Source organism: Ruegeria sp. AU67, from assembly GCF_900312795.1.
Classification (GTDB): domain Bacteria; phylum Pseudomonadota; class Alphaproteobacteria; order Rhodobacterales; family Rhodobacteraceae; genus Ruegeria; species Ruegeria atlantica.
The window spans coordinates 20,026-32,390 of the sequence record NZ_OMPH01000020.1 but is presented as its reverse complement, the minus strand read 5'-3'; the positions used below and the strand labels follow the sequence as shown (position 1 = coordinate 32,390).

11 protein-coding genes and 1 pseudogene are annotated in these 12,365 nt (G+C 54.0%); 7 read left to right on the top strand and 5 right to left on the bottom strand.

Annotated elements, in window-relative coordinates:
- The first annotated feature begins 9 nt into the window (after positions 1-9).
- From DK510_RS09815 to DK510_RS09785, 7 genes are all read left to right on the top strand, one after another.
- The gene (locus DK510_RS09815; RefSeq protein ID WP_109311924.1) at positions 10-924 is read left to right on the top strand and encodes a sugar phosphate isomerase/epimerase; all 915 of its coding nucleotides are present in this window, start codon (positions 10-12) and stop codon (positions 922-924) included.
- A 45-nt stretch (positions 925-969) separates the two neighbouring features.
- A complete protein-coding gene (locus tag DK510_RS09810; protein WP_109311923.1) occupies positions 970-2,007 on the top strand; it encodes an ABC transporter substrate-binding protein in 1,038 nt (345 codons plus the stop codon).
- Between the two features lie 73 nt (positions 2,008-2,080).
- Positions 2,081-3,565: a sugar ABC transporter ATP-binding protein gene (locus tag DK510_RS09805; protein WP_109311922.1), complete on the top strand. Its 1,485-nt coding sequence runs from the start codon at positions 2,081-2,083 to the stop codon at positions 3,563-3,565.
- The gene (locus DK510_RS09800) at positions 3,562-4,503 is read left to right on the top strand and encodes an ABC transporter permease (protein ID WP_109311921.1); all 942 of its coding nucleotides are present in this window, start codon (positions 3,562-3,564) and stop codon (positions 4,501-4,503) included. The genes DK510_RS09805 and DK510_RS09800 overlap by 4 nt, the downstream gene beginning before the upstream one ends.
- Positions 4,500-5,507 (top strand): ABC transporter permease, encoded by a 1,008-nt coding sequence (locus tag DK510_RS09795; protein ID WP_109311920.1) that lies wholly within the window; start codon positions 4,500-4,502, stop codon positions 5,505-5,507. Before DK510_RS09800 ends, DK510_RS09795 begins: the two co-directional genes overlap by 4 nt.
- Before the next feature lie 12 nt (positions 5,508-5,519).
- Positions 5,520-6,596, top strand: a complete 1,077-nt coding sequence (locus DK510_RS09790) for a Gfo/Idh/MocA family protein (RefSeq protein WP_109311919.1) — start codon at positions 5,520-5,522, stop codon at positions 6,594-6,596.
- Positions 6,593-7,708, top strand: a complete 1,116-nt coding sequence (locus DK510_RS09785) for a Gfo/Idh/MocA family protein (protein WP_109311918.1) — start codon at positions 6,593-6,595, stop codon at positions 7,706-7,708. The genes DK510_RS09790 and DK510_RS09785 overlap by 4 nt, the downstream gene beginning before the upstream one ends.
- On the opposite strand, the pseudogene DK510_RS23285 reads toward DK510_RS09785, so the two are convergent.
- From DK510_RS23285 to DK510_RS09765, 5 genes and pseudogenes are all read right to left on the bottom strand, one after another.
- A pseudogene (locus DK510_RS23285) lies at positions 7,701-7,889 on the bottom strand (hypothetical protein); the annotation flags it as partial. The gene DK510_RS09785 and the pseudogene DK510_RS23285 sit on opposite strands and share 8 nt — an antisense overlap.
- A gap of 205 nt (positions 7,890-8,094) precedes the next feature.
- Positions 8,095-9,990, bottom strand: a complete 1,896-nt coding sequence (locus DK510_RS09780; protein ID WP_109312174.1) for an amidohydrolase — start codon at positions 9,988-9,990, stop codon at positions 8,095-8,097.
- Between the two features lie 415 nt (positions 9,991-10,405).
- Entirely contained in the window at positions 10,406-11,623 is a 1,218-nt protein-coding gene (locus DK510_RS09775; protein ID WP_109311917.1) for an HlyD family secretion protein, read from the bottom strand.
- Positions 11,623-12,000, bottom strand: a complete 378-nt coding sequence (locus DK510_RS09770; protein ID WP_058273728.1) for a hypothetical protein — start codon at positions 11,998-12,000, stop codon at positions 11,623-11,625. The genes DK510_RS09775 and DK510_RS09770 overlap by 1 nt, the downstream gene beginning before the upstream one ends.
- Before the next feature lie 62 nt (positions 12,001-12,062).
- Entirely contained in the window at positions 12,063-12,260 is a 198-nt protein-coding gene (locus DK510_RS09765) for a hypothetical protein (protein ID WP_109311916.1), read from the bottom strand.
- Positions 12,261-12,365: the final 105 nt, after the last annotated feature.

The window sequence follows — 12,365 nt, the reverse complement described above, 5'->3', positions numbered from 1 at the left end:
GGCGATGACATGAAACTGGGCTTACTGACTGCCCCATTCGAAAACTCTCAATTGACTGAGGTGGCGGCCTGGGCCGGTTCCAATGGGTTTTCGGCGATGGAGGTCGCCTGCTGGCCATCGTCAGGTGGCGAACAACGGCGCTATGCGGGAACCAGCCACATCAACGTCGATGGCCTTTCTGCGGGTCAGGGCACTGAAATTGTTGGGCAGCTCGGCGATCAGGGTATCGAGATTTCGGGTCTGGGGTACTATCCCAACCCGCTCCACGCCGATGCAGAGCACCGGGCCGAAGTCATTGGGCATCTTAACAAGGTAATCACAGCCGCTGGCGTGATGGGCATCAAAGTTGTCAACACATTCGTCGGCGGAGATCGCACTCTGCATCTCGACGCGAACTGGGAGCGTGCCACCGAAATTTTCGATCCGATCGTGAAGCACGCTCAAAACTCTGGTGTGCGTCTGTGCTTTGAGAACTGCCCGATGATCTTCAGCTATGACGAATGGCCCGGGGGGCACAACATCGCCTACTCACCAAGAATCTGGCGACGGATTTTTGAGAAATGGGGTGACGCGGTCGGCATGAATTTCGACCCCTCGCATTTGATTTGGCAATTCATCGATCAAACACGTTTCATCAAGGAATTCGGCCCTCACATGGCTCATGTCCATGCCAAGGACGTGATGGTCGATCAGGATGGACTTTATGAAAACGGGGTGATGTCGACTGGAATGGGGTGGCAGATCCCGCGGCTTTGCGGGCTGGGTGATGTGGACTGGTCCGATTTCTTTTCCGGTCTGTACCGCGTCGGATACGACGGTCCGATCATTATCGAACATGAAGACAGATTGTTTGAAGGGACTGACGAAAAGGTCAAGCGGGGTTTTCTGCTAGCCCGGGATGTCCTGTCACCATTCATCAAGTGAAGAAACTATCAAATTTGAAATGACTAAATCTGGGAGGAAGATAAAATGAAGAACCTACTTTATGGTGTTGCTGCTCTTGCAGTTTCAGCGTCTCTTTCAACTGTGGCGATGGCTGACGGGCACAAGCAATACACAATCGGAGTGTCCAATACCGTTCAAGGTAATGGCTGGCGCGAACAGATGATTTGCGCCATGCGTGCCCAAGCTCTGGTCGAAGCCGATGTGACAAACCTGATCGTCGCGCATCGCAACACCGATTCAGCCGGGCAACTGGAAGACATCAACAACCTCATCGAAGCAGGCGTTGACGCAATTGTCCTGAACCCCTCCAACCCGGATGCTTTGAATTCAGCACTGGAAAAAGCAATGGCGCAAGATATCGTCGTTGTTGCCGTGGATGCCGGCGTTTCGGCTGAAGGTGCCTACATTCTTTCGAACAATCAGGAAGAATACGCCTACCTCGGTGCAAAATGGTTATTTGAACAGCTCGGTGGCAAAGGTGACGTTGTCTACATGCGAGGCATTGCTGGCGTCTCAGCCGATACTGACCGCGACAACGGCTTCAAACGAGCATTAGCTGAACACTCCGATATCAATGTGGTGCACGAGGTTTTCACCGGCTGGCAGCAGGATCAGGGCAAGCAACAGATCTTCGATTACCTGGCCACCGGAATCCCGTTTGACGGTGTCTGGACCAGCGGTATCGACAATGTAATCGTCGACGCTTTCACTGAATCCGGCGCTCCCCTGGTTCCGATCGTCGGCGCAGACAACGCAGGATTTGTCCAATACTTGACCGAGGTTGAGGGATTGAACGGCGCGGCAGTGACAAATCCTGGCTCAGTTGGCGGCGCAGGCATTGCTCTGGCTGTTGACATTCTGAACGGCAACGCACCTGAGAACAAAACCGTTCTTGTAGATCCTGTGCTTTGGGAGAATGCAACTGACGCAGGCCGTGAAACAATCACAGCGGCTCAGAATCCTAACCTTGACCCAGAGTGGCCCGTCTCAGTGACCGTTCCCGGTTGGACCGACTACACGATGGAACAAATCATCGACTGTAAGGGACCCGGCGAGGGATGATCCGAATTGACTGGCCTTCCGCCTTTAGCTGGGCGGAAGGCAAATCCAACCCACTCGGCATTCAAGGACTTTCATGAGCAGCACACCACTTCTCGACGCGTCTGACGTGGCCAAAATTTTTGGCGCCGTACGTGCGTTGACCAATGCGCACCTCACGGTTGCCGAAGGCGAGATCGTCGCCCTGATGGGCGCAAATGGTGCTGGCAAGTCCACTTTCGTCAAGATCATTACCGGTGCCCTTAAACCCGACGCTGGACAGGTATTGATCAGAGGCAAACAAGCGTTTGTCGGAAGCCCCGCCGAGGCGCGCCGTTCCGGTTTGGTGCCGGTTTATCAAGAACCCTCACTCATTCCTGATCTCGACGTATCCGACAATCTTCGGCTGACAGACACACCTGTCGATCAGTTTGAAAACTGGGTTAAAGAACTTGGCATCGAAGGCCTGAAACTATCGGCAATGATTGGCGACCTGCCACTTGCTACGCTGCGCATCCTCGATCTGGCACGCGCTTTGGCCGTTGAACCTGATGTCCTCTTGCTGGACGAAATGACCGCAGCGCTGCCGACGGATTTGGTTGAACGCGTATTGAAGACCGTAAGGCGCAAAGCAAATGACGGGATGGGTGTGATCTATGTTTCTCACCGTTTCACCGAGATTTCGGAACTGTGCGATCGGGCCACTGTGTTGCGGGATGGCATGTCTGTCGGAGATCTTGACATTGAACCCGGCGTAGAAGAACGCGTGGTCGAATTGATGCTAGGTCAGAAGATTGACATTGGAACACGTCAGATCCTTCAAGCAAATGAACCACGGGCTAAGACACCGCGCCTGAGCATTAAGTCGCTGGCTTTTGAGCCCAGTTTTTCGGATGTTTCGTTCGACTTATTCCCCGGCGAGGTCCTAGGCGTGGTCGCGCTTGAGGGTCAGGGGCAAGATGAACTGTTTGAGGTTCTGGCGGGCTTTGATCGCCCATCTTCAGGATCGATGGAAGTTGATGGAAAGCCCGTAAACTTCGCCCACCCCGCCGACGCCATTGCAGTCGGGATAACCTTCGTTCCGGGCGATCGTTCAGACGCTCTGCTGGCGCAAAGGTCAGTTAAAGAAAACATCGCTCTGCCATTTTCAGCCCGGCTCAAGAACTGGGGGCCAATAAAATTGCGGCATGAGCGCGATCGGGTCGCTTATGCGGTCGAGAAGCTGCAGATCGACACACGCGCGCAGGGCGAGGTGCAAAGGCTTTCAGGTGGCAACCAACAGAAAGTCACCATTGGTCGCTGGCTGGCGACTGGTGTCGAAACCCTGCTTCTATTCGATCCGACCCGTGGCATCGATGTGCGCACAAAACGCCAGATTTACCCGCTTGTCCGTGAGTTGGCAGATCAAGGAGCGGCGGTTCTATTCTACACGTCCGAGTTGGAAGAAATCCCACTTGCCTGTGACCGCGCGGTCGTAATCTTCAACGGTCGCGTGGTTGATGTGATTGATGCCGCTGACGCGGATGAACAAACACTGATGCGTGCGGCCTATGGCCTGACCGAGACGGAGGGCGCGGCGTGAGCGTGGCCATCCGAAAACACGCATGGGTCATGGGGTTAGCGGTTCTTCTCATGGTCCTTTTGACTATCACAAAATTGATACAGCCAACTTTCGGTGCGTCCGGACTGGAGAGTATTGCCCGCGCCGCCCTGCCCTTTGCTTTCGCAACCGCCGGAATGGCCATCGTGGTAATCGTAGGCGGTATCGACCTGTCTGTTGCGTCTATGATGGCGGTCTGTGCTGTGACTGCAGCCGTTCTGATGGAGCGCATGGCCGGTGTACCGGCCTTGTTTATCGTGTTGGGGGTCGGGTTTTTGATGGGGTTGATCAATGGTCTTTTGATCGTTGTAACGCGCGTGCCTGACATCGTTGTGACACTCGCCATGCTGTTTGTCTGGGAAGGCGTCGCGCTGTTGATCCTTGAGACCCCGGGCGGCGCGACTGCAGATTGGCTGGAACAGGCAATACGCGGTCACTTTCTATTCGCCGGGCTGCCCAAGGCACTGCTTGTCATTGCCTTGGGCATCGCTGTAGTCTGGATGCCAATCCGGCGCTCCAAACTCGGACTATCGATCTACGCCACCGGATCAGACGAGCTTGCTGCCTTCCGCTCTGGCGTTTCAGTGGGAAGAACAAAGATAACGGCCTATGCACTATGCGGGCTGTTTTGTGCCATGGGCGGTCTAAGCCTCGCTGCGCTAACCGGGATTGGAGAGCCGGTTCCGGGGCCATATCTTATGGCCTCGGTTGCGGCCGTGGTTCTGGGCGGTGTCGTGCTGGGCGGTGGCAAAGGCGGCTTGCTTGGGCCGATCATCGCGGTGTTGATTTTGCGGATAATTCGAACGATCCTGACATTGCTTGCCGTCGATCCAAACGTGACCACGATTATCGAAGGCACAATTATGGTTCTCGTCGTTATGCTGGGCACGGCGGCTTCATTAAAGGGAGCCCGCCGATGAGCATGGACACTACAGATCCGCCGATGGTCCGCTTTGGCCGTTATCTGCGAGACAACCCGATCATCCCGCTATTGGTTTTCCTTATCCTGATGATCACTGTGCTCGAAGTATTGCGGCCGGGTATCGTCACCCCTTTCCGTGCAGGTCGGGATGGGCTGATTTCAACCTTTTGGGTTGGCAACCTGATCAAGTTTGCGATTCCGTTGGCGATGCTTGCGGCTTGTCAGGTGCTGACAATGCTAACTGCAGGAATTGACCTCTCGGTCGGGGTAGTTGCCACTGTTTCAGCCTTCGTCTGCGCAACACTTAGTGCAATTTGGGGCGTGACACCTGCAGTATTGATCGCGCTGTCAGCTGGCCTAGTTGTGGGCGTTGTAAATGGTATTGGCGTGGGATTGGTCCGGGTCCATCCATTGATCATGACCCTAGGAACAGGGTTAATCGCCACCGGATGCCTGCAGGTTTATCAACGCCTCGTCATCAATGCTGGCACCGAAATTCCCGCCTTCCTTGCCTGGCTCGGAACCGGCCGTACGGCCGGTATGCCGAACGGCCTTTTTGTATTCATCCCGTTTGTCCTCTTTATCCTGTGGCTCACGCGCTATACAGGATTTGGTCGGCTGCTGTTCGCCCTGGGTTCCAATGAACAGGCCGCTAAGCTGTCCGGGGTCCGAGCTTGGCAGGTCTATCTGGGGCTCTACGTGCTTTCAAGTTTGATCGCCGCGCTGGCTGGCTTGCTCTATCTCGGCATGATCCGCCAAACCTCGCTGAGCCTTGCTAACCCCTTATTGTTACCCTCTGTCGCTGCTGCGGTGATTGGCGGAACATCAATCTTCGGAGGTCGTGGCAGTTTCGCAGGTGCGATTGTGGGCGCGCTAATACTGCGTGTACTCGATACTATGCTAACCTTAATGCAGATGCCGGAAGGTGCACGTACGGCCCTGTTTGGGTTGATCATCCTCGCAGTTACCGCGCTCTACGTCAGAATTACCGGCACGCGCTAAGGGAGGTTTCCAATGGCAAAATTCCGGATCGTCGGCATCAGTTTCGATCACATGCATATGGGTGATTTGCTTAGGATGGTTCACGATCATCCCAACGCTGAAATCGCTGGGATATTCGATCCGGATCGGGACAGGATGCAAGCTGCTGCAACGACATTCGGCATTCCCGAAGATCGGATCTTTACCGATTTCGACGCATGCATAGCTGCGGGACCCTACGACATGGCTATTCTTTGTGTGGCAACGGCTCAGCATGCGGAATATACCGAACGTCTGGCCTCTTACGACCTGCATGTTTTTGTCGAAAAGCCCTTCGCTGCATCTGCTGACGATGCGCGCCGTATGATGACTGCGATGAATAGAACCGACAAGCAGTTGATCATCAACTGGCCATTACGATGGGTCGAAAGCCATGTGACGGCCAAACGGTTGATTGATGACGGGATGATCGGGGACCTGCGCGAAGTGCATTTCTATGACGGGAATCGCGGGCCTCTGTTCCATCTGGCCGACAAGGTCGAAGTCACCCCGGACGAGGTTAAGCGTCAGAAACTGAACTCATGGTGGTATAAGCAGGCATCGGGTGGTGGGTCACTGTTGGATTACCTTGGCTACGGAGCGACGCTTGGAACCTGGTTTTTGGGGGGCAAGGAGCCAATTGAGGTGACATGCACAGTCGATGAGACGCCGGGGATCGAAGTCGACCAACATGCCATTGCCATTTGCCGTTATGAAACCGGGCTTTCAAAAATGGAAACGCGCTGGGGCACCTTCACCGACCCGTGGACAACGCAACCTCAACCAACATGCGGATTTGTCTTTGTGGGCACAGATGGAACCGTTTCATCGCCCGATTATGCCGATCACATAACGGTTCAAACCCGCACACGACCTGACCGGCACGAAATACCAGTGACTGCGCTACCGTTGGGTGAACGAAATGCGATTGAGTACGTCCTTGACTGCATATCCAGAGAAATCCCGGTCAAAGGGCCGCTGGATCCAGCACTTTGCCTGACAGCGCAACGGATCGTCGATACCGCGCTCCGCTCGGCACATGAAAAACGAACACTTCCGTTACTCGCATGACCGCAGACAGTGCCAATACGGACCATTACGCACTAAAATCTGCGCAGCTGCGCGATAGCGATGCGCCGGATTTGCAGTATCTTCCACCAATGCCTCGACGCTATAAGCCCCGGATCGGGGTTATTGGTACGGGCGGGATTTCTGCAAGCCATCTTGATGCCTACCGAACGGCAGGCTGGGACGTCGCCGCAATCTGGAACCGTACGCGCGTGAAGGCTGAGGAGAAAGCTGCTGTATACTGCCCGTCTGCCCGCATCGAAGATGACTGGGAGGCACTTCTTGCCGATAGCGAGATCGACGTTGTCGATGTCACGCTGCACCCCGAACATCGTGTGCCAATCATCAAGGCTGCCTTGCAATCGGGCAAACACGTGCTCAGCCAGAAGCCTTTTGTTACCGACCTCGATCTGGGTAATGACCTTGTGAAGCTGGCGGATGATCAAGGCGTTAAACTAGCGGTAAACCAGAACGGTCGTTGGGCCCCGTACCTGTCCTGGATGCGTGAGGCGGTTTCAGCCGGATTAATCGGTGAAGTTCTGTCGGCCCATATCTCAATTCACTGGGATCACAGCTGGACTGCAGGTACCCCGTTTGACGAAATCGACCAGCTGATACTTTACGATTTCGGCGTGCATTGGTTCGACTTTCTTGCATCTCTTGTCGGAGATAGGGCGGAAAGCGTTTTTGCAACCGCTACATCTGTACGCGGCCAGGCCAACAAAGTGCCTCTGATGTCGCAGGCGCTGGTTCGTTTGGACCACGGCCAAGCGAGCCTGGTTTTTGACGGGGGCGTTCCCTATGGGCCTCGCGATACAACATACGTTGCAGGTAGGACCGGTAGCCTGACATCAGTTGGGTCGGATCTGTCGACGCAATCTGTGACACTTGAGACAGCGCATGGCATTGCGCGGCCTGCACTCGAAGGACAATGGTTCAACGACGGGTTTCGTGGCGCCATGGGGGAGCTTCTTTGTTCAATTGAAGACGACAGAGAGCCCTCAACATCTGCAAGAACCAACCTAAAATCTTTGGCCATAGTTCTTGCCGCGATTGCTTCGTCTAAACGCAAAAGAGAGGTCGAGATTGGAAGCATTAGGGCTGCCATCATCTAAATCGGCCTTCATTAACAAAGGCGATACTGTCTAGCGTCTCGATTCCTGACCAAAAGATGACAGTCGCGGCGATGCAGATTGCCGACAGGAACAGTTTATCACATCGGTCATGGTGGGGCGCAATAAGACGCTAGTCCTTCAGCCGGGCAAGCGGCTTCAGGAACAGGTGCTCGATGCGGTTAAGGCACTGGTGGTCGAACTAGTTCAGATGCGACATGGAATATCTTCCTGCCGCCTTTGCATCACGGTGCCAATATAAGTTGAATCTGTCATCACAATATCCGCTGAGCACTGAGACCCCGTCATCCGACAAAAAGAGTCAGATGACAGCAACGAGGCCCAAGCCGACCAACCTCGTCCTAAAACTCATAACGAAAAAACAAATGCTAAAGATGTGTGTGAACAACTTTGAGAGCATGCTCAAGTGTTGCTCGCGCAAAGTCAGCATCTATGTTGCCAACTCCATCGATCGGAGGCGTCACCGACGCTTTCCTATTTTCTTTCGCAACAGGAAGAACCTGCCCCTCCATCACAGTACCCCAAACTTTAACATCTTTGATTTTCACGGGGTCCACAGCAAGAGGGTTGTCGTCGAGAACAGTAAAGTTGGCACGCTTACCTGGTTCGATGCTGCCGATCTCATTTTCAAGTTTCAATGAGTAAGCGGCTTCGATCGTTACTCCACGAAGGGCTTCCTCTACACTGACCCGTTGATCCGGCCCCGCGACGCGACCTGACGCGGTCACCCTGTTTACAGCACACCACATCAGGAAAAGAGGGTCGGCCGGTGCCATTGGCATATCGGAATGCAATGACCAGGAGATTCCCGCCCTTGAAACATCGCCCAGACGTACCATCGCATCCGCTCTGTTTGGCCCGAGGCCGACAAAGGAATACTGGTCTGACAGGGCGGTGACGTAGTATGGATTGCCACTGACAATGGCTCCAAGTTCCGAAATTCTCTGCACCTGTTCTTCCGCGCTGACTGCGAAATGAACCAGAACGGTCCGATGGTCATAGCGCGGATTGCGTCTCAGATTCATTTCAAGAGCGTCCAGAACGCGATCAAGTCCAGCGTCTCCGTTCACATGCACATGAATTTGGTAACCAGCATCCCAGTAAATGCGGAATGCTCTATCAAATAGGCTCTTGTCCATCATCCATTCGCCTGTGTGGCCGTCCAGATATGGATCGCGCACTTGCATGAGCAACGAGTAGATTGCCCCATCCGCAAACAGCTTGGCTTGCTTGGGTGCTAGGCTGGTCATGCCCCCATACCAGCTTTCCAGTTTTTCGGTCTCGGCGATCACCTGAGCATCATCGGAATAGGTGTCGACCAAAGTTTTGGCGTCCGGCATGAAAGACCAACGGAAGGGCATGTCAGGACTGGACATAACCGCGTTGATACCGTCCTGAACCGGCTTGGCCAGAATGCCGCCGGGTTCGTTTCCAAACGTGATGCCCTTGGTGTGCATGTAGTCACGAGCCAGTTCCAAACCGGACTGCAACCGCTCTGGGGTTGCAGCAATTGAGGCGATGAAGGGCAGCACCGCAAACAATCCCTGTTCCCAAAATCGTCCCTCCGAAAATTTGGACTGTGCCTGCTCCGTAGCTGCAAACCCATTGACGACGTCCTGCGTGACATTTCCCATTTCTAGTGCGGCACTGTTCAGGATCATCTCATGACACGACCGCGCCCAAACCAGTATTGGTTGGGTCGAACTTACGGCGTCAAGATCCTCCCGTGTAAGCGGGCCATAAAATGCTGGGTGATACCCCCATGAAACGACTGGCTCAGATGGGTCGCTGCGTTGTTCAACTGCTTTTGTTAGCCGGTCGGTGAAGTCTTTTTTGTCCTTTACGGCAGGAATCGTGCCCGTGGGCAAAATCCAATCTTCAATCGAAAGGATTTCCGAAGACATCGTGAGAGCCGCCAAGAGCGGGTGATCGTGCTGGGCAAGAAAACCAGGCACAATGACGTGGTCAGCAAATGTTGTATCGACTTTATGGCGCTGCCCTTTCAGGATGCCTTCAACGTCTTCAAGACTACCAACCAAAAGGATGCGGCCATCTACGACGGCGACGGCGTCAGCCGAGGGCCTTGCCGGATCAAGTGTAACAATTTCCTTAGCCGTATATACCGTCACCTCAGGAAGTGGTACGATTGCCGTTCCCAATTCAGAGAGCGAACCGGACTGTCCAAACGCAGTGCTGAGTGGCGTTAAGGCAGTTGCACCGGCAAGCCCTGATCTAAGAAATCCGCGTCGGCTAATCCTAGGCATTTCTGACCTCCTGACGTCATTTTTTTGCACTATGCCGGAGAAACGCGGCGGCAGCCAAAAGTTTTCGATTAGGTTTGTATTCTGAAGTTGCTTCTTTGCGAACATCCGCCAAGTCCGCGAAGGAGACTTTCGACAAGTTTTTCTTAATTACTGCTTCCGGATGAATGCGGACATTGGATAAAATACCATCCAACGATTACTTCGCAAACAAAACTGACGTTCAGGGCTACAGCATGTGTTCGTCATATTCTTGCGAAAAAGCTGTTTGAGCGAACCGACCGATCCTTTTGCCGTGAAGCGGAAATTTGCAACAAAGATCTCATTTTATTTGGTGTGTTCTCTGTCCGAAAAAATTCGAAACGGCTCCCAACTTTTGCCGGAAGCCGTGTTATTGAAAATGAGGGTATTTAGAATATCAGGCGTGCCCACCGCCGATCAAGCCGATACCCGAAGTCAGACCGAACCAAGCTTTCACCCGCAGACCAACGGCCTTGATGATGCCCATGGCCTGGATCCCGTGAGCGACAATTGTGCCTTCCATATCACCTTCAAAATTGGTGGTGTAGGATTGGACGATGCAACCACTGCCTGGTACCAAAAGATCGCGGTGCTCTGGGTGTACCAGGTCAAGATGAACAACGATCTGACCCCGTTTTGCCTTTTCACTCGGCTCGATCAGGCGACCGCTGGGCGCAAGCTGACCGGAAGAAATCGACTCCTGAATGCGTACGATCCTTGCGGGAAGAACGGTATTGCGCATCGAGATGTTGAAATTGCTTTCGCATGCCACTTCTGCCGCCATTCCCTCGTACAATTCCGTTCGTGAAACCTGCGAGAACCCGGCAACGATACGTCCACGTTCAACATCTTCCCTGTCTGGCACGATGAGCATTGCGGGGCTCATTGCAGCTTGTGCGGCGCGTGATCCGACGTTGAGAGTGACCTGTTCTACCACTCCGTCTACGGAGCTTAGCGTCAGAGTCTTGGACAACTCCACCTGCGCTTGTTCCAGCGACGCACGCGCCGATGCAAGCTGCGCGGGCAATACGGCAGTCGCTTGAACTTGGGCCACACCCAATTGAGTTTCCGCGGCTTCAACTTCTGCTGATCGGGTATCCAGGGTGGCCTGTGCGCGTTCCAGCTGGCTCACTTGGAACGCAGCAGAGTTTTTGGCTTGAAGTGCGCGATGATCCATCAGGCTGAGCTCAGCTTGCTCTCTTGATGTTATCGCTGCATCCAGAACAGCCTCGGCGGTTTCGACTTGCAGCTCAGCGGCAAGTTTTGCGCTTTCAATCTCTTCGACTTTTCTCGTTGCGAATTTGACAGCGGCTTGTTCGGACGAATTCTCAACTGCAAAAAGAGGATCCCCCGGTTCGACACGATCTCCACCTTTTACATAGATATCGGTCACTGTTCCGCCGTTCTCGGCGACGACAGGAACGGTTCTGAAGGGAACAAGACCCGTGTAGGATTTGGGGTAGTAATAGAACACAGCAAAGAACACGATCAGGGCCAGGACGAACCACATGAATAGCGCCCGGTGAACGTTGTAGAGGGTGACTGGAATCCCGCGCCATTTAAGGTAGATCACGCGCAGGACAAACGGAAAAGAAGTGACGAGCAATTCGATCATTATACCAACTCCTCTTTCGAAGGCCGCCACCACAACATGAAGTCGCGGGCGATTGCAGTCAGGATCAACGCGCCTGGCAGCAGAATGCTGAAGTGGCTGAGCGCGGGCATCAATTCGTATGCCAAGGCTATGGTAAGCATCACCGGAATGGTTGTGCGCAGCGGAGTGCCGATTGATTTGCGCTCCGTATAGCGTTCAAAGCGCGCATAGAGGTGTACGACCAGTAGGATCGCAAGGAAGAGGACAATCAGGCCGACCCAAGCATAGGTGTCAGTTTGATTGGGCGCGACCCACCATCTGGGGTCGCCGCCGGCGGCGAAGGCAGGAGTTGAGATGATGCCAAGTACAGGCGCCATCAGGAACGCGGGTGGTTTCATGTTTCAGGTCCTTGATTTACGCAGTCACGCGGTGCGTGAAGATTTTCGGTGTCTTGAGAACGTCAGTTCTCGGTTGGTTGTTGTGATGGTTCTGAGGGTTGTTCCGGCGGCGCGTAGGGGGGATCCCAGCGACGCCCGCTCGGTGTTTTCTCGCCAAGCGACGAAGCATGCAGGCCGTAAATGTTGCCTCCGGACAATTCCTGTCTGGCAGAGTCGTTGATTGCCTTAAAAACGCGGTAGTACCTTGCGAAGTAGATCATTGCCTTGTCCTTTCTGATGATTGGGACCTAACCGTCATCGCCCCCGCGATCCTTAGGGTTCTGGACATTTGTTGTTGGCTTTTGGACAATTGCGGGAATTACAGG

What these genes read in the sequence shown, in the direction of transcription:
- DK510_RS09765 (WP_109311916.1), bottom strand. Translation starts at nt 12,260, where the DNA reads ATGATCTACTTCGCAAGGTACTACCGCGTTTTTAAGGCAATCAACGAC.
- DK510_RS09790 (WP_109311919.1), top strand. Translation starts at nt 5,520, where the DNA reads ATGGCAAAATTCCGGATCGTCGGCATCAGTTTCGATCACATGCATATG.
- DK510_RS09815 (WP_109311924.1), top strand. Translation starts at nt 10, where the DNA reads ATGAAACTGGGCTTACTGACTGCCCCATTCGAAAACTCTCAATTGACT.
- DK510_RS09810 (WP_109311923.1), top strand. Translation starts at nt 970, where the DNA reads ATGAAGAACCTACTTTATGGTGTTGCTGCTCTTGCAGTTTCAGCGTCT.
- DK510_RS09805 (WP_109311922.1), top strand. Translation starts at nt 2,081, where the DNA reads ATGAGCAGCACACCACTTCTCGACGCGTCTGACGTGGCCAAAATTTTT.
- DK510_RS09795 (WP_109311920.1), top strand. Translation starts at nt 4,500, where the DNA reads ATGAGCATGGACACTACAGATCCGCCGATGGTCCGCTTTGGCCGTTAT.
- DK510_RS09785 (WP_109311918.1), top strand. Translation starts at nt 6,593, where the DNA reads ATGACCGCAGACAGTGCCAATACGGACCATTACGCACTAAAATCTGCG.
- DK510_RS09780 (WP_109312174.1), bottom strand. Translation starts at nt 9,990, where the DNA reads ATGCCTAGGATTAGCCGACGCGGATTTCTTAGATCAGGGCTTGCCGGT.
- DK510_RS09775 (WP_109311917.1), bottom strand. Translation starts at nt 11,623, where the DNA reads ATGATCGAATTGCTCGTCACTTCTTTTCCGTTTGTCCTGCGCGTGATC.
- DK510_RS09770 (WP_058273728.1), bottom strand. Translation starts at nt 12,000, where the DNA reads ATGAAACCACCCGCGTTCCTGATGGCGCCTGTACTTGGCATCATCTCA.